This window comes from Pseudomonas sp. BNK-30, assembly GCF_047456185.1.
In the GTDB taxonomy this organism is placed as follows: domain Bacteria; phylum Pseudomonadota; class Gammaproteobacteria; order Pseudomonadales; family Pseudomonadaceae; genus Aquipseudomonas; species Aquipseudomonas putida_E.
The window spans coordinates 4531345-4549439 of record NZ_CP179904.1 but is presented as its reverse complement, the minus strand read 5'-3'; the positions used below and the strand labels follow the sequence as shown (position 1 = coordinate 4549439).

At 61.0% G+C, this 18095-nt stretch carries 15 protein-coding genes; 13 read left to right on the top strand and 2 right to left on the bottom strand.

Features of this window, described 5'->3' with window-relative positions; all coding sequences use genetic code 11:
• Positions 1 to 10: 10 nt before the first annotated feature.
• Complete coding sequence (locus ACMGGN_RS21035) at positions 11 to 1387, bottom strand: glutamine synthetase family protein (RefSeq protein WP_012312226.1); 1377 nt, start codon at positions 1385 to 1387, stop codon at positions 11 to 13.
• Positions 1388 to 1659: 272 nt separating this feature from the next.
• Positions 1660 to 1920, bottom strand: a complete 261-nt coding sequence (locus ACMGGN_RS21030; RefSeq protein ID WP_115273326.1) for a hypothetical protein — start codon at positions 1918 to 1920, stop codon at positions 1660 to 1662.
• Positions 1921 to 1961: 41 nt separating this feature from the next.
• On the opposite strand from ACMGGN_RS21030, the gene ACMGGN_RS21025 reads away from it, so the two are divergent.
• The 13 genes from ACMGGN_RS21025 to cysT all read left to right on the top strand — a co-directional run bounded on the left by ACMGGN_RS21025 (position 1962) and on the right by cysT (position 18090).
• Positions 1962 to 3320, top strand: a complete 1359-nt coding sequence (locus ACMGGN_RS21025; RefSeq protein WP_012312227.1) for a glutamine synthetase family protein — start codon at positions 1962 to 1964, stop codon at positions 3318 to 3320.
• A 49-nt stretch (positions 3321 to 3369) separates the two neighbouring features.
• Positions 3370 to 4731: an aspartate aminotransferase family protein gene (locus tag ACMGGN_RS21020; RefSeq protein WP_125923604.1), complete on the top strand. Its 1362-nt coding sequence runs from the start codon at positions 3370 to 3372 to the stop codon at positions 4729 to 4731.
• Between the two features lie 170 nt (positions 4732 to 4901).
• Positions 4902 to 5999 (top strand): polyamine ABC transporter substrate-binding protein, encoded by a 1098-nt coding sequence (locus tag ACMGGN_RS21015; protein WP_046786978.1) that lies wholly within the window; start codon positions 4902 to 4904, stop codon positions 5997 to 5999.
• A gap of 160 nt (positions 6000 to 6159) precedes the next feature.
• Entirely contained in the window at positions 6160 to 7254 is a 1095-nt protein-coding gene (locus ACMGGN_RS21010; protein WP_414156268.1) for a polyamine ABC transporter substrate-binding protein, read from the top strand.
• Between the two features lie 60 nt (positions 7255 to 7314).
• Positions 7315 to 8457, top strand: a complete 1143-nt coding sequence (gene potA, locus ACMGGN_RS21005) for a polyamine ABC transporter ATP-binding protein (protein WP_012312231.1) — start codon at positions 7315 to 7317, stop codon at positions 8455 to 8457.
• A 35-nt stretch (positions 8458 to 8492) separates the two neighbouring features.
• Positions 8493 to 9374, top strand: a complete 882-nt coding sequence (locus tag ACMGGN_RS21000) for an ABC transporter permease subunit (RefSeq protein WP_172655290.1) — start codon at positions 8493 to 8495, stop codon at positions 9372 to 9374.
• Positions 9371 to 10264, top strand: coding sequence for an ABC transporter permease subunit (locus ACMGGN_RS20995; RefSeq protein ID WP_046786979.1), 894 nt, complete (start codon positions 9371 to 9373; stop codon positions 10262 to 10264). Before ACMGGN_RS21000 ends, ACMGGN_RS20995 begins: the two co-directional genes overlap by 4 nt.
• 207 nt (positions 10265 to 10471) lie before the next feature.
• Positions 10472 to 11560, top strand: coding sequence for an efflux RND transporter periplasmic adaptor subunit (locus ACMGGN_RS20990; protein WP_414156267.1), 1089 nt, complete (start codon positions 10472 to 10474; stop codon positions 11558 to 11560).
• On the top strand, positions 11557 to 12624 hold the full coding sequence (locus ACMGGN_RS20985; RefSeq protein WP_196997323.1) for an efflux RND transporter periplasmic adaptor subunit: 1068 nt from the start codon (positions 11557 to 11559) through the stop codon (positions 12622 to 12624). The genes ACMGGN_RS20990 and ACMGGN_RS20985 overlap by 4 nt, the downstream gene beginning before the upstream one ends.
• On the top strand, positions 12621 to 15677 hold the full coding sequence (locus ACMGGN_RS20980) for an efflux RND transporter permease subunit (protein WP_161871734.1): 3057 nt from the start codon (positions 12621 to 12623) through the stop codon (positions 15675 to 15677). The genes ACMGGN_RS20985 and ACMGGN_RS20980 overlap by 4 nt, the downstream gene beginning before the upstream one ends.
• 185 nt (positions 15678 to 15862) lie before the next feature.
• The gene (gene oscA, locus ACMGGN_RS20975) at positions 15863 to 16045 is read left to right on the top strand and encodes a sulfur starvation response protein OscA (RefSeq protein WP_046786983.1); all 183 of its coding nucleotides are present in this window, start codon (positions 15863 to 15865) and stop codon (positions 16043 to 16045) included.
• Between the two features lie 48 nt (positions 16046 to 16093).
• Positions 16094 to 17101: a sulfate ABC transporter substrate-binding protein gene (locus ACMGGN_RS20970; RefSeq protein WP_237859764.1), complete on the top strand. Its 1008-nt coding sequence runs from the start codon at positions 16094 to 16096 to the stop codon at positions 17099 to 17101.
• Positions 17102 to 17271: 170 nt separating this feature from the next.
• Entirely contained in the window at positions 17272 to 18090 is an 819-nt protein-coding gene (gene cysT / locus ACMGGN_RS20965; RefSeq protein WP_161871732.1) for a sulfate ABC transporter permease subunit CysT, read from the top strand.
• The last annotated feature ends 5 nt before the right edge of the window (positions 18091 to 18095 follow it).

The following is an 18095-nucleotide window of genomic DNA, read 5'->3' as shown; positions in this document are numbered from 1 at the left end:
GCGTTTTCATTTACACGGTATGCAGGTACCAGTTGTACTCGAGGTCGGAGATCGAATGCTCGAACTCCTCCAGCTCGCTCTCCTTGCACGCGACGAAGATGTCGATGTACTTCGGATCGATGTACTTGTTCAGGATCTCGCTGTCGTCCAGCTCGCGCAGGGCATCGCGCAGGTTGTTCGGCAGGCTCTGCTCCAGCTGCTCGTACGAGTTGCCTTCGATCGGCTCACCCGGCTCGACCTTGTTGGTCAGGCCATGGTGCACACCAGCCAGTACGGCGGCCATCATCAGGTACGGGTTGGCGTCGGCGCCGGCCACGCGGTGTTCCAAGCGTACGGCGTCGGGCGAACCGGTCGGCACGCGCAGGGCCACGGTACGGTTGTCCAGGCCCCAGCTCGGCGCGTTCGGCACGTAGAACTGGGCGCCAAAGCGACGGTACGAGTTGACGTTCGGGCAAAGGAACGCCATCGACGCAGGCAGGGTCTCGAGCACACCGCCGACAGCATGACGTAGCGCGGCGTTCTGCTCGGGATCCTCGCTGGTGAAGATGTTGTTGCCATCCTTGTCCAGCACGGAAATGTGTACATGCAGGCCGTTGCCTGCCTGGCCCGGGTAGGGCTTGGCCATGAACGTGGTGTCCATTTCATGGTCGTAGGCGATGTTCTTGATCAGGCGCTTGAGCAGCACTGCATAATCACAGGCCTTGAGCGGGTCGGGGACGTGGTGCAGGTTGACTTCGAACTGTGCCGGGGCGCTTTCCTTGACGATGGCGTCGGCCGGAATGCCTTGTTCCTTGGCGCCTTCGAGGATGTCCTGCAGGCAATCGGCGTATTCGTCGAGGTCGTCGATCAGGTACACCTGGGTCGACTGCGGGCGCTTGCCCGAGATCGGCGAGCGTGGTGGCTGCGGGCGGCCGTTCACGTTCTCCTGGTCGATCAGGTAGAACTCCAGTTCGAACGCGGCGCAGATGGTCAGGCCCAGGTCGTCGAACTTGCTCACCACCTGACGCAACACTTCACGAGGGTCGGCGAAGAACGGCTCGCCTTCAAGCTCGTGCATGGTCATCAGCAACTGGGCGGTCGGGCGTTTCTGCCACGGCTCGTTGCAGAGCGTGTCCGGGATCGGATAGCAGATGCGGTCAGCATCGCCGATGTCCAGGCCAAGCCCGGTGCTTTCGACGGTGGACCCGTTGATATCGAGGGCGAAGAGGGAGGCCGGCAGGTTGATGCCTTTCTCGTAAACCTTGTGGAGGCTGGTGCGCTCTATGCGCTTACCGCGCACCACACCATTCATATCTGCAATCAGAAGGTCAACGTAGAGAACCTCAGGATGTTCCTTAAGGAACGCGTTCGCTTCGTTAAGCTGAACGGCACGCGGGGGTACCGACATGATGCAACACCTTTGTTGTTAAAAATATCAATCAAGGGGGGCTTGCAGGACCAGTCAATCGAAAAGCCTTACTGATGTCAAGCCAACCCCATGATGCCCTGAAATGGCACATCGACGGCAGATTTGCTGCATATCGGGGCGTGCCATTATCCGCTATTTCCCTGACAAAGGGCTATCTCCGACAAGCCGTGTTTTATTTTTTACGGAGGTGTTGTGTAAAAAAATGAACAAGGCTAAGCTCGGTCTCAACCCAAAACACAATAATACGAGGGTCACATGGTCCGCTTGTCGCGACCTGAAAGCGCTGCCTGTGCAGTGCGCTCGGGTATCCCTGCCGTTGCGGCACGCATCAATTGCGCGGTGGTCGCACTGGCCGCAATAATTGACGCTTTGCGCTTCTGGACTACCCCTCGTAGCGCCGTTTCGCTTCCTTTCTTGTATTCCTGCCCTTCGAACTCATTACGGACACGCTTGTTTCCAGTGTATCCACTGTGCTCCTGCGTGGGGGTTTTTGCTTTAGCAACCCACTCCATCCAGAATCAATGCGCGGACCACATTACCTCCTGAGGTATCTATGAGTAACAACCTCGACCAGCTCACCGATTGGTTGAAAGAGCACAAGATCACCGAAGTCGAATGCCTGATCAGTGACCTGACTGGCATCACCCGCGGCAAGATCTCGCCGACCAACAAGTTCATCGCCGAGAAAGGCATGCGCCTGCCCGAGAGCGTGTTGCTGCAGACCGTGACCGGCGATTACGTCGATGACGACATCTATTACGAACTGCTCGACCCGGCCGACATCGACATGATCTGCCGGCCCGATGAGAACGCTGTGTTCCTCGTGCCGTGGGCCATCGAGCCTACCGCCCAGGTCATTCACGACACCTACGACAAGAAGGGCAACCCGGTCGAGCTGTCGCCGCGCAACGTACTGAAGAAAGTCCTGCAGCTTTACGCCGACAAGGGCTGGCAACCGATCGTCGCGCCAGAGATGGAGTTCTACCTGACCAAGCGCAGCGAGGACCCGGACTTCCCGCTGCAGCCGCCGGTAGGTCGTTCAGGCCGCCCGGAAACCGGCCGCCAGTCGTTCTCCATCGAAGCTGCCAACGAATTCGACCCGCTGTTCGAGGACGTCTACGACTGGTGCGAGCTGCAGCAACTGGACCTCGACACCCTGATTCACGAAGACGGCACGGCGCAGATGGAAATCAACTTCCGTCACGGCAACGCCCTGCACCTGGCCGACCAGATCCTGGTGTTCAAGCGCACCATGCGCGAAGCGGCGCTCAAGCACAATGTAGCCGCCACCTTCATGGCCAAGCCCATGACCGGCGAGCCGGGCAGCGCCATGCACCTGCACCAGAGCGTGGTCGATTCGGTCACCGGCAAGAACATCTTCAGCAATGAAGACGGCAGCATGAGCGAGCTGTTCCTGCACCACATCGGTGGCCTGCAGAAGTTCATCCCCGAGGCGCTGCCGCTGTTTGCCCCGAACGTCAACTCGTTCCGCCGCTTCCTGCCAGACACTTCGGCCCCGGTAAACGTCGAGTGGGGCGAGGAAAACCGCACCGTCGGCCTGCGCGTACCGGATGCCGGCCCACAGAACCGTCGCGTCGAGAACCGCCTGCCAGGCGCCGATGCCAACCCTTACCTGGCCATCGCTGCGAGCTTGCTGTGCGGCTACATCGGTATGGTCGAAGGCATTGCCGCCAGCGCGCCGGTGCAGGGGCGCGGCTACGAGCGGCGCAACCTGCGCCTGCCGCTGACCATCGAAGACGCCTTGGAACGCATGGAAGTCAGCCGCGCGCTGACCCAGTACCTGGGCAAGAAATTCATCACCGGCTACGTTGCCACCAAGCGCGCCGAGCATGAGAACTTCAAGCGCGTCATCAGCTCTTGGGAGCGTGAGTTCCTGCTGTTTGCTGTGTGATCAACCCCTGAGGCCGCCCGCCGGCGGTCTGTGGACCCTGGAGAAGCACATGAGCGTCAAAAACCCGCAAACCCGTGACTGGCAAACCCTGAGCGGCGAGCACCACCTTGCACCTTTCAGTGACTACAAGCAGCTGAAGGAAAAGGGGCCGCGCATTATCACCAAGGCGCAGGGTGTGCATTTGTGGGACAGCGAGGGGCACAAGATCCTCGACGGTATGGCCGGCCTGTGGTGCGTCGCAGTGGGTTATGGCCGTGAAGAGCTGGTGCAGGCTGCCGAAAAGCAGATGCGCGAACTGCCGTACTACAACCTGTTCTTCCAGACGGCCCACCCGCCTGCGCTGGAGCTGGCCAAGGCCATCACCGACGTAGCGCCCGAAGGCATGACCCATGTGTTCTTCACAGGCTCCGGCTCTGAAGGCAATGACACCGTGCTGCGCATGGTCCGCCACTACTGGGCGCTCAAGGGTAAGCCGCAGAAGCAGACCATCATCGGCCGTATCAACGGCTACCACGGCTCGACCGTCGCCGGTGCAAGCCTGGGCGGCATGAGCGGCATGCACGAACAGGGCGGGCTGCCGATCCCGGGCATCGTGCATATCCCGCAACCGTACTGGTTCGGTGAAGGCGGCGACATGAGCCCGGACGACTTCGGGGTGTGGGCGGCCGAGCAGCTGGAGAAAAAGATTCTGGAAGTGGGCGAGGACAACGTCGCAGCTTTCATCGCCGAGCCGATCCAGGGCGCCGGCGGCGTGATCATCCCGCCAGAAACCTACTGGCCGAAGGTCAAGGAGATCCTCGCCAAGTACGACATCCTGTTCGTCGCTGACGAAGTGATCTGCGGTTTTGGCCGTACCGGCGAGTGGTTCGGCTCAGACTACTACGACCTCAAGCCCGACCTGATGACCATCGCCAAAGGCCTTACTTCCGGTTACATCCCCATGGGCGGTGTGATCGTGCGTGACAAGGTGGCCAAGGTGCTCAGCGAAGGCGGAGACTTCAACCACGGCTTCACCTATTCCGGCCACCCGGTGGCGGCTGCGGTAGGCCTGGAAAACCTGCGCATCCTGCGCGACGAGAAGATCGTCGAGAAGGTCCGTACGCAAGTGGCACCCTACTTGCAGAAACGTCTGCGTGAGCTGCAGGACCACCCGCTGGTGGGCGAGGTACGCGGCCTGGGCCTGCTCGGCGCGATCGAGCTGGTCAAGGACAAGGCCTCCCGTAGCCGTTACGAAGGCAAGGGTGTGGGCATGGTCTGCCGCAATTTCTGCTTCGACAACGGCCTGATCATGCGCGCGGTGGGTGACACCATGATCATCGCTCCACCCTTGGTGATCAGCCATGCAGAGGTGGACGAGCTGGTGGAAAAGGCGCGCAAGTGCCTGGACCTGACCCTCGAAGCGATCCGTTGAGCGCCTGCTAGGCTAGCGATGTGACATTAAGTCGTTACAAGGGGATGGTTTCCTTGAAACAGCGCCTTGTAACTTGCCAGACTAGCGGCTGTTTCAGTCGCCCGGCGCTCTGCACGGTAGGCTCTGGCTGCTGAACAGATGGCTAAATAAAAAATTCTGGAGCATGACGCATGAAGAAAATGGGCAAGACGTTGCTGGCCGCCGCCCTGATGGGTGCCATGGCCACCGCTGTACAGGCTGAAGACAAGGTGCTGAACGTCTACAACTGGTCGGACTACATCGCTCCGGACACCATCGCGAAGTTCGAAAAACAGACAGGCATCAAGGTCAAGTACGACGTCTTCGACAGCAACGAAACCCTGGAAGCCAAGCTGCTGGCGGGCAAGTCCGGCTATGACGTGGTCGTGCCGTCCAACAACTTCCTGGCCAAGCAGATCAAGGCGGGGGTCTACGAAGAGCTCGACCGCTCCAAGCTGCCGAACTGGAAGAACCTCGACGAAGACCTGCTCAAGGCCGTCGGTGACGCCAGCGACAAAGGCAACAAGCACGCCTTCCCTTACATGTGGGGCTCGATCGGCATCGGCTACAACCCGGAGAAGGTCAAGGCCGCGCTGGGCGTCGACAAGATCGATTCGTGGGACGTCGTGTTCAAGCCTGAGAACATCGAGAAGCTCAAGAGCTGTGGCGTGAGCTTCCTCGACGCCCCGACCGAAATGCTGCCAGCCGCGCTGCACTATCTGGGCCTGCCTAGCGACAGCACCAAGAAAGAAGACCTGAAGAAGGCCGAGGACCTGTTCCTGAAGATTCGTCCTTCGATCACCTACTTCCACTCGTCCAAATACATCGGCGACATGGCCAACGGCAACATCTGCGTGGCCGTCGGGTACTCGGGTGACCTGGAGCAATCCAAAGCCCGTGCGCACGAAGCCGGCGACAAGGTCAAGGTCGACTACATCATCCCGAAAGAAGGCGCTGGCACCTTCTACGACATGGTCGCCATCCCCAAGGATGCCGAGCACAAGGACGCCGCCTACAAGTTCATGGATTTCCTGATGCAGCCGGAAATCATGGCCGAGATCACCAACGCCGTACGTTTCCCGAACGGTAACGCTGCTGCGACCCCGTTGGTGGACAAGGACATCACCAGCGACCCGAGCATCTATCCACCTGCCGACGTGAAAAAGCACCTGTACGCGATCGCCGCGCCAGAAGCTGCTGCCCAGCGTCTGATCACCCGCAGCTGGACCAGGATCAAGTCGGGCAAGTAAGCCCGATGCAAGACCTCTGGGCCGGGGTTTTCCGGCCCAGAGCCGGTGAATGGCAATTGATGATTGCGGCATCGTGGCTGCGAGGGTAAGTTGCGCGCCGGTTTTGCGTGCGCGGCAGCGCTGCGCCGTTACCAAGGCACTGATTGTGAGGACCACCCACTTGTCTATTTCTGTATTACGCAAAGCCTTGATGGCTGGAGCGGGCCTGACGCTGGCATGCAGCGTCCAAGCGGCGCCTACGGTGCACTTCTACAACTGGTCCGACTACATTGGCCCGACCACGCTCGAAGACTTCGAGAAAGCCACGGGTACCAAACCTGTGCAGGACGTGTTCGACTCCAACGAAACCCTGGAAGGCAAGCTGCTGGCCGGCAACACCGGTTATGACGTGGTAGTGCCGTCCAACCATTTCCTCGGCAAGCAGATCAAGGCGGGCGCGTTCCAGAAGCTCGACAAGAACCTGCTGCCCAATTATTCCAACCTGGACCCGGCGTTGATGAAGCGCCTGGAAAAGAACGACCCAGGCAACCAGTACGCCGTGCCTTACCTGTGGGGCACCAATGGCATCGGCTACAACGTCGACAAGGTCAAGGCGGCACTGGGCGTGGACACCATCGATTCCTGGGCCGTGCTGTTCGAGCCCGAGAACATGAAGAAGCTCTCCCAATGCGGCGTGGCGTTCCTGGATTCGGCGGATGAAATGCTGCCGGCGGTGCTCAACTACATGGGGCTGGACCCCAACAGCACCAACCCCAAGGACTACGAGAAGGCCGAGCAGAAGCTGCTGGCGGTACGCCCGTACGTAACCTACTTCCACTCGTCCAAGTACATCACGGACCTGGCCAACGGCGACATCTGCGTCGCGGCAGGTTTTTCCGGCGATGTGTTCCAGGCCAAGGCCCGCGCTGAAGAAGCGAAGAAGGGCGTGAACCTGGCCTACGCGATTCCCAAGGAAGGCGGCAACCTCTGGTTCGACGTGCTGGCGGTCCCCAAGGACGCCAGGAACGTCAAAGAGGCTCACGCCTTCATCAACTATTTGCTGAAACCTGAGGTTATCGCCCAGGTCAGTGATTACGTCGGTTACGCCAACCCGAACCCCAAGGCTGGCGACCTGATGGACCAGGCCGTGAGGACTGACGCCGCGGTTTACCCACCGCAGGAAGTGCTGGACAAGATGTTCGTCAACAGTGAGTTGCCACCGAAGGTGCAACGTTTGATGACCCGCAGCTGGACCAAGGTCAAGTCGGGCAAGTAACAATCCAGGCCCGCCGCCAAAGCAGGGGCGGGCACACAAATCTTGTTGGGAGTTTCACTCATGGCAGTTGCCTCCGGTGCCTATAAGAAAGCCCTCGAGGGTGGCCAGCAACCCAAGCAGGTGTTGGTCAAGATCGACCGGGTCACAAAAAAATTCGACGAAACGGTAGCGGTGGACGATGTGTCGCTGGAGATCCGCAAGGGCGAAATTTTCGCCCTGCTCGGTGGCTCCGGTTCGGGCAAGTCGACCTTGCTGCGTATGCTGGCCGGTTTCGAGCGCCCGACTGAAGGGCGTATTTTCCTCGATGGCGTAGACATCACCGACATGCCGCCCTACGAGCGGCCGATCAACATGATGTTCCAGTCCTACGCGCTGTTCCCGCACATGACCGTGGCGCAGAACATCGCCTTCGGCTTGCAGCAGGACCGGATGCCCAAGGCCGAGATCGACGCCCGCGTGGCCGAGATGCTCAAGCTGGTGCACATGACCCAGTACGCCAAGCGCAAGCCGCACCAGCTCTCCGGTGGTCAGCGTCAGCGTGTGGCCTTGGCCCGTTCGCTGGCCAAGCGCCCCAAGCTGTTGCTGCTCGACGAGCCAATGGGCGCGCTGGACAAGAAGCTGCGCTCGCAGATGCAGCTGGAACTGGTCGAGATCATCGAGCGCGTGGGCGTGACCTGCGTGATGGTGACCCACGATCAGGAAGAGGCCATGACCATGGCCCAGCGCATTGCCATCATGCACCTGGGCTGGATTGCCCAGATCGGTTCGCCTGTGGATATCTATGAGACGCCCACCAGCCGCCTGGTGTGCGAGTTCATCGGTAACGTCAACCTGTTCGAGGCCGAAGTGATCGACGATGCCGAAGGCCATGCGCTGATCGCCTCGCCGGAGCTCGAGCGCAAGATCTACGTTGGCCACGGTGTGTCCACTTCGGTTGAAGACAAGCACATCACCTATGCCCTGCGCCCGGAAAAAATGCTGGTGACTACCGAGCAGCCGGATTTCGAGCACAACTGGTCGCGCGGCAAGGTCCATGACATCGCCTACCTGGGCGGCCACTCGGTGTTCTACGTCGAGCTGCCCAGCGGCAAAGTGGTCCAGTCTTTCGTCGCCAACGCCGAGCGCCAGGGCACCCGCCCGACCTGGGGCGATGAAGTGTACGTCTGGTGGGAAGACGACAGCGGCGTGGTACTGCGGTCATGAAACTGCGCAAGCTCAAGCGAGCCTTCCAGCGCCTTATCCCCGAGGGGCGGCACCTGGTGATCGGTGTGCCGTTCATCTGGCTGTTCCTATTCTTCATGCTGCCGTTCTTCATCGTGCTGAAGATCAGCTTTGCCGAAGCCGACGTGGCGATCCCGCCGTATACCGAGATCTACAGCTACGTCGAAGACAAGGTGCAGCTGGTAATCAACCTGGCCAACTATGGCCTGTTGACTGAGGATGAGCTGTACATCTCGGCCTATCTGGGCTCGCTGAAGATGGCCTTCATCAGCACCGTGCTGTGTTTGCTGATCGGCTACCCGATGGCCTATTCGATTGCCAACGCACGCAAGGAAACCCAGACCGTGCTGTTGCTGCTGATCATGATGCCGACCTGGACCGCGATCCTGATCCGCGTCTATGCCTGGATGGGCATCCTCAGCAACAACGGCCTGCTCAACGGGTTCCTGATGTGGACCGGGCTGATCGACCAGCCGTTGCAGATCCTCAACACCAACCTGGCGGTGTACATCGGCGTGGTCTATTCGTACCTGCCGTTCATGATCCTGCCGCTGTTCGCCAACCTGGTAAAGCACGACCAGAGTCTGCTTGAAGCCGCATCGGACCTGGGTTCGAGCACCTTCAACAGCTTCTGGAAGATCACCGTGCCGCTGTCGAAAAACGGCATTATCGCCGGCTGCATGCTGGTGTTCATCCCGGTGGTGGGCGAGTTCGTCATTCCGGAACTGCTGGGCGGCCCGGAAACCCTGATGATCGGTAAGGTGCTGTGGCAAGAGTTCTTCAACAACCGTGACTGGCCGGTGGCCTCTGCCCTGGCGGTGGTGATGCTGGCGATCCTGATCGTACCGATCCTGCTGTTCAACCGTAGCCAGGCCAAAGAAATGGAGGGCAGGGCATGAAGCGCTTCAGTTTCTCCAAGCTGATGCTGGTGCTCGGCTTGCTGTTCATCTACCTGCCGATGCTGATCCTGGTGATCTATTCGTTCAACGCCTCCAAGCTGGTAACGGTGTGGGGCGGCTGGTCGATCAAGTGGTACGTCGGCCTGCTCGACAACACCCAGCTCATGGGGTCGGTGATGCGCTCGCTGGAGATCGCCTGCTACACGGCGGTGGCGGCGGTGGCTTTGGGTACCCTGGCAGCCTTCGTGCTGACCCGGGTCACCCGCTTCAAGGGCCGCACGCTGTTCGGTGGCCTGGTCACTGCACCGCTGGTGATGCCTGAAGTGATCACCGGTCTGTCGCTGTTGCTGCTGTTCGTGGCCATGGCGCAGACGATCGGCTGGCCGCAGGAACGGGGCGTGGTCACCATCTGGATCGCCCACACCACGTTCTGCGCGGCTTATGTGGCGGTAGTGGTGTCGGCGCGCCTGCGCGAGCTGGACCTGTCGATCGAAGAAGCGGCCATGGACCTGGGTGCCAAGCCGTGGAAGGTGTTCTTCCTGATCACCATCCCGATGATTGCGCCGTCGCTGGCGGCGGGCGGCATGATGTCGTTCGCCCTGTCGCTGGATGACCTGGTACTGGCCAGCTTCGTGTCCGGGCCTGGTTCGACCACCTTGCCGATGGAAGTGTTCTCCGCTGTGCGCCTGGGCGTGAAGCCGGAGATCAACGCCGTGGCCAGCCTGATCCTGCTGTCGGTGTCGTTGGTGACCTTCATGGTCTGGTACTTCAGCCGCCGCGCCGAAGAGCATCGCCGCAAGGCGATCCAGCAGGCGATCGAGGAGGGTGCTGCGGCCAGCGTGTCGCAGCCGCAGGTCAAACGCACGACGGCAGCCGCAGCGTCGGCCTGAGCGCGGTAGTCGCGGGCAAGCCCGCTTCCACAGGTAGGTTGCACGCCGCGAGGGCTGCATCGATCCAGTGGAAGCGGGCTTGCTTGTTTCAGGGCCCGCATTGTCGCCATGACCGCCCAACTGACCTTGATCAGTGTTTTTTCTGAACCCTGATCTACGCTAACAGTCGCATCCCACGAATCATTTGCGCGCAAGCCAGGAGCCTGCATGAGGGTGACGCGTTCACTGTTGGTCGTAGGCTTGGGGCTGCTTGGCCTGCTCACAGGTTGCAGCAAGGAAGAGGCTCCCGAGGTTTTGCCACGGGTCGGTGTATTGCAAGTCCAACCCACTGACTTCGCCGCCAGGGTCACCCTGACCGGTGATGTGCAGGCGCGTGTGCAGACTGATCTCTCGTTTCGCGTGGGTGGCAAGATCATCTCGCGCAGCGTTGACGTGGGCGACCACGTGAAGGCCAATCAGGTGCTGGCCCGGCTGGACCCCAAAGACCTGCAGAACAATGTCGATTCGGCCAAGGCCGAGGTGTTCGCTGCTCAGGCGCGCGTCACCCAGACCAGCGCGGCCTTCGTCCGCCAGCAAAAACTCTTGCCCAAGGGGTACACCAGCCAGAGCGAATACGACTCGGCCGAAGCATCGCTGCGCAGCAACCAGAGCGCGCTCAAGGCAGCCCAGGCGCAACTGGCCAATGCCCAAGAGCAACTGGGCTACACCGCATTGGTGTCGGAGGCTGATGGGGTGATCACCGAGCGCCAGGCCGAGGTCGGTCAAGTGGTCCAGGCGACCATGCCGATCTTCAGCCTTGCGCGCGATGGCGACCGCGATGCGGTGTTCAATGTCTACGAGTCCCTGCTGGTGGCGCCGCCGAGCGATGCCGGGGTGATGGTCAGCCTGCTCGACGACCCCAAGGTCCAGGCCCAAGGCTTTGTCCGTGAAATCACCCCGACCGTATCGGCCCAGAGCGGTACGGTGCAGGTCAAGGTGGCCCTGCGCAATGTGCCAGCGGCCATGCGCCTGGGTTCGCCTGTTACTGCCACGGCCAACGCGCAAGGGCGGCCGAGCATCGAGTTGCCTTGGGCGGCACTGACCAAGGCCTTGCATGAGCCTGCGGTGTGGTTGGTGGGTGAAGGCGACAAGGTTGAGCTGCGCAAAGTCCAGGTAACCCGCTATCTCACCGGCAAGGTGGTCATCGCCCAAGGCATAAAAGGCGGTGAGACGGTAGTCGTCAGCGGTGGCCAGTTGTTGCATCCCGGTATGCAGGTCGAGAAGGTCGATGCCAAGGACGGAGGCGCCGCGCCATGAACAAGGTACTGTTGATGTGTGCGGCAGGCTTGCTGTTGACGGCCTGTGGCAGTGAGGAAGAACAACCCGAAGCCGTGCGCCCGGTGCTGTCAACCGTGGTCGAAGCCCAGGCGCAGTCGCAGCTTGGCCGCTTCGCCGGTACCATCCAGGCGCGCTATGAAAGCACGCTGGGTTTCCGGGTGGCCGGGCGCATTGCCCGGCGCTGGCTGGATGTCGGGGCCCAGGTGAAGCCGGGTGACACGCTCGCCACCCTTGATCCCACCGACCAGCAGAACCAGCTGCGCGCTGCCGAGGGCGACCTGGCCAGGGTCCAGGCGCAATGGATCAACGCCCAGGCCAATGCCCGCCGGCAACAACAGCTGTATGACCGGGGCGTCGGCGCCCAGGCCCAGCTGGACATCGCCCAGACCGACCTGAAAACCACCGGCGCGAGCCTGGAGCAAGCGCGTTCGGCGGTCAGTCAGGCGCGTGACCAGCTCGATTACAGCACCTTGCGCAGCGACCATGCGGCGGTGATCACGGCCTGGCAGGCAGAGGCCGGGCAGACGGTCACCGCCGGTCAGGCGGTGGTCACGCTGGCGCGACCTGACATCAAGGAAGCGGTGATCGACCTGCCCATCGGCATCGCCGAACAGCTGACCAAGGACCTGACGTTCACGGTTGCCTCGCAACTGGACAACAGCATCAATACCACCGCCATACTGCGTGAACTGGAGCCCCAGGCCGATGCCGCCACGCGCACCCGGCGTGCCCGCCTGACCCTTGCCAGTACCCCCGATGCCTTCCACCTGGGTACCGCGATCAGTGTCACCCTGACCTCGGCAATCACCCCGCGCAGCGAATTGCCGCTGAGCGCGCTGCTCGAGCGCGATGGCAAGACCCAGGTATGGGTCATCGATCCGGAGCAAAAAACCGTCGCTACCCGTGACGTTGCCCTGCTGGACCGCACCGGCGACAGTATCGTGCTGGCGTCTGGAGTGCAGCCTGGGGAGCGGGTGGTCACTGCCGGTGTCAACAGCCTCAAGCCTGGCCAGAAGGTCACCTTCGACGAGGAAGCGCAATGAAAGGAAGCTTCAACCTGTCCGAATGGGCGTTGCGCCATCAGTCTTTCGTCTGGTACCTGATGTTCGTCGGCCTGCTGATGGGGATTTTTTCCTACTTCAACCTTGGCCGCGAAGAAGACCCTTCGTTCACCATCAAAACCATGGTGATCCAGACCCGCTGGCCTGGGGCGACCCAGGACGAAACCCTGTACCAGGTCACCGACCGCATCGAGAAAAAACTTGAGGAGCTGGACTCCCTCGACTACACCAAGAGCTACACCCGCCCGGGTGAGTCCACCGTCTACGTCTACCTGCGAGACACCACCAAAGCTGCTGACATTCCGCAAATCTGGTACCAGGTGCGCAAGAAGATCCAGGATATTCGCGGCGAGTTCCCACAGGGTATCCAGGGGCCAGGGTTCAATGACGAGTTCGGCGATGTGTTCGGCTCGATCTACGCGTTCACCGCAGATGGGCTGACCCTGCGCCAGCTGCGCGATTACGTGGAGCAGGCCCGCGCCGAGGTGCGCGAAGTCCCCAATATCGGCAAGATCGAGCTGGTCGGCACCCAGGATGAGGTGCTCTACCTGAAGTTTTCCACGCGCAAGCTGGCCGCTCTGGGCATCGACCAGCGTCAGGTCATGCAAGCCCTGCAGCAACAGAACGCGGTAACTCCGGCCGGGGTGATCGAAGCAGGCCCAGAGCGGATCTCGGTGCGCACCACCGGGCAATTCGCGTCAGAGAAAGACCTGCAGACCGTCAACCTGCGCATCAATGACCGTTTCTTCCGTCTGGCCGATATCGCCGATATCGAGCGCGGCTATGTCGACCCGCCGTCACCGATGTTCCGTTATAACGGCCAGACCGCCATTGGCCTGGCCATTGGCATGAAGGCTGGCGGTAACATCCAGGTGTTCGGCGCCGCCCTCAAGAAGAAGATGGACAGCATCGTCAACGACCTGCCGGTTGGCGTAGGCGTTCACACCGTGTCCGACCAGGCGGTGGTGGTCAAAGAGGCGGTAGGGGGCTTTACCAGCGCACTGTTCGAGGCCGTGGTGATCGTGCTGGCAGTGAGTTTCGTCAGCCTTGGCGTGCGTGCAGGGCTGGTGGTGGCCTGCTCGATCCCGCTGGTGCTGGCCATGGTCTTCGTGTTCATGGAGTACAGCGGCATCACCATGCAGAGGATCTCACTCGGTGCACTGATCATCGCGCTGGGCCTGCTGGTGGATGATGCGATGATCACCGTCGAGGTCATGGTTACACGCCTTGAGATGGGCGAGAGCAAGGAACAGGCTGCGACCTTTGCCTATACCTCGACCGCGTTCCCCATGCTTACCGGCACCCTGGTGACCGTGGCCGGCTTTGTGCCGATCGGCCTGAACGCCAGCTCCGCCGGTGAGTACACCTACACCCTGTTCGCGGTGATTGCCGTGGCGCTGATCGTGTCCTGGGTGGTTGCGGTGTTCTTTGCGCCGGTGCTCGGTGTACATATTCTCAAGAGCGACAAGCTCAAGGGCCATGAGGCGGAGCCCGGCCGCGTGGGGCGGGCGTTCGAAGGTGGTTTGCTGTGGTGCATGCGGCACCGCTGGCTGACCATCATCGGCACCATCCTGCTGTTCGCCCTGTCGCTGTTCAGCATGCGCTTTGTGCAAAACCAGTTTTTCCCGTCTTCGGACCGTCCGGAAATCCTCGTCGACCTCAACCTGCCGCAGAACGCCTCGATCGAGGAGACGCGCAAGGTGGTCGACCGCCTGGAGGCGAAGATCAAGGACGACCCGGACATGGTGCGTTGGAGCACCTACATCGGCCAGGGCGCCATCCGTTTCTACCTGCCGCTGGACCAGCAACTGCAGAACCCGTACTACGCCCAGCTGGTCATCGTCAGCAAAGGCTTCGAGGAGCGTGCGGGCATGATGGCGCGCCTGCAGAAGCTGTTGCACGAAGAGTTCGTCGGCATCGGCACCAATGTGCAGTCGCTGGAAATGGGCCCGCCGGTAGGGCGGCCGATCCAGTATCGGGTCAGCGGCAAGGACATCGACCAAGTGCGAAAGCATGCGATCGACCTGGCCACGATGCTCAATACCAATGAACACATCGGCGAGATGATCTACGACTGGAACGAGCCGGGTAAGGTGCTGCGCATAGAGATCGCCCAGGACAAGGCGCGCCAGCTCGGGCTGTCGTCCGAGGACGTGGCCAATGTGATGAACAGCATCGTCAGCGGCGCGCCGGTCACCGAGGTCAACGACAACATCTACCTGGTGGACGTGATCGCCCGTGCCGTGGACAGCGAGAGGGGCTCACCAGACACCTTGCAGAACCTGCAGATCGTCACGCCCAGTGGCACCTCGATACCCTTGCTGGCATTCGCCACGGTGCGCTACGAGCTGGAGCAGCCGCTGGTATGGCGCCGCGACCGTAAACCTACCATCACCATCAAGGCATCGGTCAACGGCGAGATCCAGCCTACCGACCTGGTCGCGCAGCTCAAGCCGAAGATCGATGAGTTCGCCAGCCAGTTGCCAGTCGGTTACGAGGTAGCCACAGGTGGTACGGTGGAGGAGAGCGGCAAGGCACAAGGGCCGATCGCCAAGGTCATCCCGCTGATGCTGTTCCTCATGGCGACGTTCCTGATGATCCAGCTGCACAGTGTGCAGAAGCTGTTCCTGGTGGTCAGCGTGGCGCCGCTGGGGTTGATCGGCGTGGTCGTGGCACTGGTGCCGACGGGCACGCCCATGGGCTTTGTGGCGATTCTCGGGATTCTCGCGCTGGCCGGTATCATCATTCGTAACTCTGTAATCCTGGTGACCCAGATCGATGAGTTCGAAGCCCAGGGCTATTCACCTTGGGATGCGGTGCTGGAGGCCACCAATCACCGCCGCAGGCCAATCTTGCTGACTGCCGCGGCGGCCAGTCTGGGCATGATCCCGATTGCCCGTGAGGTGTTCTGGGGGCCGATGGCCTACGCCATGATCGGCGGCATCATCAGTGCAACGCTGCTGACGCTGCTGTTCCTGCCGGCGCTCTATGTGGCCTGGTACAAGATCCGCGAGCCTCAGAAGCAATCCAGTTAGTCCTGCAGAAAGCTGGGGCCGCAGTGCGGCCCTTTAGCGAGCTCAGCGAATAATACTTCTGGTTATATAAAAATTCTTAAACAGTATTTTTAAGAATAACTGCGCCTCTCTACTATTGCTCTCAAGCCAGGCGCATACCCCCTTCAAAAACCTCTGCCCGGCACCTCACTCACAGGAGAGCGAGCATGAGTGCATCTGTGCGCAGCATTGACGGTCAGGACGAAGCCACCATTGTGCGTGAGATCCAGAGCGCTCTGCGCGATCTGCGTTTCGGTGCGGTGGAGATTACCGTGCACAACGGTCAGGTTGTGCAGATCGAGCGTAAAGAGAAGTTCCGCCTGCAACAGCCCGGCAACAAGCCCGGCTGATACCGCACTTCACTCAAAACTAGAAAAATGCCAATCGGGAGCTTCACCATGTCCATCCGCCGTTATGCGCTCGCCGCCTTGGCCAGTGTCGTTTTTGCCGGTTCCGCCATCGCCAAGGACTACGAACTGCTGAACGTGTCCTACGACCCGACCCGTGAGCTGTATCAGCAATACAATTCTGAGTTCATCAAGCACTGGCAGCAGTCTCACCCGGACGACAAGGTGAAGATCCAGCAGTCCCATGGCGGCTCGGGCAAACAGGGCCGCGCGGTAATCGACGGCTTGCGCGCCGACGTGGTGACCCTGGCCCTGGCGGGTGACATCGACGAGATCGCCAAGCTGGGCAAGACCCTGCCGCAGGACTGGCAGAAGCGCCTGCCGGACGCCAGCACCCCGTACACCTCGACCATCGTGTTTCTGGTGCGCAAGGGCAACCCGAAAGGTATCAAGGACTGGGGTGACCTGATCAAGAAGGACGTGTCGGTCATTACCCCCAACCCTAAAACTTCCGGCGGCGCTCGCTGGAACTTCCTCGCCGCTTGGGCCTACGGCCTGAAGCAAGGTGGCAGCGAAGCCAAAGCCAAGGAATACGTGCAGGAACTGTTCAAGCACGTGCCGGTTCTGGATACCGGTGCCCGTGGCTCGACCATCACGTTCGTCAACAACGGCCAGGGTGATGTTCTGCTGGCCTGGGAAAACGAAGCTTTCCTGGCGCTGAAGGAAGACGGCGGTACCGACAAGTTCGAAATCGTCGTGCCTTCGCTGTCGATCCTGGCCGAACCGCCTGTGGCGGTGGTCGACAAGAACGCTCAGAAGAAGGGTAATGAACAGATCGCCGAGGAGTACCTCAAGCACCTGTACAGCCCGGCTGGCCAGAGAATCGCTGCCGAGAACTTTTACCGCCCACGTGACGCTAAGGTCGCTGCCGAGTTCGGCAAGCAATTCCCGGAACTGGATCTTGTAACCATCGACAAGGATTTCGGTGGCTGGAAGGCAGCACAGCCCAAATTCTTCAATGATGGCGGGGTGTTCGACCAGATCTATCAGGCGCAGTAAACAGCCATGGAAAAGCGGGGCCGCCTTGCGGCCCTTTCGCGACACAAGGCCGCTCCTACAGGTAGAGCGTGGCCTGCGTCGCGTAAGGGCTGCGCAGCAGCCCCAGGATTCACAAGCCTGCACCCGCCTGGCACATCCGCCGGGCTTGGTGCGTTAAACCAGGGATCTTTATGTCACGTCGCATTTCCCCCGTCATACCCGGCTTCGGGCTGACACTGGGCTACACCTTGGTGTATCTCAGCCTGATCGTGCTGATACCGCTGGCCGCCATGTTCGTGCATGCCGCGCAGCTGACCTGGGAGCAGTTCTGGAACATCATCAGTGCGCCGCGTGTGATCGCCGCGCTCAAGCTGAGTTTCGGCACCGCCCTGTTCGCCGCCATCATCAACGGTGTCATCGGTACCCTGCTGGCTTGGGTGCTGGTGCGCTATACCTTCCCTGGGCGCAAGATCATCGATGCGATGATCGACCTGCCATTTGCTCTACCCACTGCCGTTGCGGGTATCGCCCTGACTGCGCTGTATGCCCCGGCAGGCTGGGTCGGTCAGTTCGCCACCGACCTGGGCTTCAAGATCGCCTACACCCCTCTGGGCATCACCCTGGCGCTGACCTTCGTCACCCTGCCGTTCGTGGTGCGTACCGTGCAACCGGTGCTGGCGGACATCCCGCGGGAAGTCGAAGAGGCTGCTGCCTGCCTGGGCGCGAAACCACTGCAGGTGTTCCGGCACGTGCTGGCACCGGCCCTGCTGCCCGCCTGGCTCACAGGGTTTGCCCTGGCCTTTGCCCGTGGCGTGGGCGAGTACGGTTCGGTGATCTTCATTGCCGGCAATATGCCGATGAAGACCGAGATCCTGCCGCTGCTGATCATGGTCAAGCTCGACCAATACGACTACACCGGCGCGACTGCCATCGGCGTGCTGATGCTGGTGGTTTCCTTCATCCTGCTGCTGCTGATCAACCTGCTGCAGCGCCGCATCGAAACCCCTTGAAGGAG

Excerpts from the sequence above, each read along its gene's own strand:
- ACMGGN_RS21035 (WP_012312226.1), bottom strand. The coding sequence starts at position 1,387 with ATGTCGGTACCCCCGCGTGCCGTTCAGCTTAACGAAGCGAACGCGTTC.
- ACMGGN_RS21030 (WP_115273326.1), bottom strand. The coding sequence starts at position 1,920 with ATGGAGTGGGTTGCTAAAGCAAAAACCCCCACGCAGGAGCACAGTGGA.
- ACMGGN_RS21025 (WP_012312227.1), top strand. The coding sequence starts at position 1,962 with ATGAGTAACAACCTCGACCAGCTCACCGATTGGTTGAAAGAGCACAAG.
- ACMGGN_RS21020 (WP_125923604.1), top strand. The coding sequence starts at position 3,370 with ATGAGCGTCAAAAACCCGCAAACCCGTGACTGGCAAACCCTGAGCGGC.
- ACMGGN_RS21015 (WP_046786978.1), top strand. The coding sequence starts at position 4,902 with ATGAAGAAAATGGGCAAGACGTTGCTGGCCGCCGCCCTGATGGGTGCC.
- potA (WP_012312231.1), top strand. The coding sequence starts at position 7,315 with ATGGCAGTTGCCTCCGGTGCCTATAAGAAAGCCCTCGAGGGTGGCCAG.
- ACMGGN_RS20995 (WP_046786979.1), top strand. The coding sequence starts at position 9,371 with ATGAAGCGCTTCAGTTTCTCCAAGCTGATGCTGGTGCTCGGCTTGCTG.
- ACMGGN_RS20990 (WP_414156267.1), top strand. The coding sequence starts at position 10,472 with ATGAGGGTGACGCGTTCACTGTTGGTCGTAGGCTTGGGGCTGCTTGGC.
- ACMGGN_RS20985 (WP_196997323.1), top strand. The coding sequence starts at position 11,557 with ATGAACAAGGTACTGTTGATGTGTGCGGCAGGCTTGCTGTTGACGGCC.
- ACMGGN_RS20980 (WP_161871734.1), top strand. The coding sequence starts at position 12,621 with ATGAAAGGAAGCTTCAACCTGTCCGAATGGGCGTTGCGCCATCAGTCT.
- oscA (WP_046786983.1), top strand. The coding sequence starts at position 15,863 with ATGAGTGCATCTGTGCGCAGCATTGACGGTCAGGACGAAGCCACCATT.
- ACMGGN_RS20970 (WP_237859764.1), top strand. The coding sequence starts at position 16,094 with ATGTCCATCCGCCGTTATGCGCTCGCCGCCTTGGCCAGTGTCGTTTTT.
- cysT (WP_161871732.1), top strand. The coding sequence starts at position 17,272 with ATGTCACGTCGCATTTCCCCCGTCATACCCGGCTTCGGGCTGACACTG.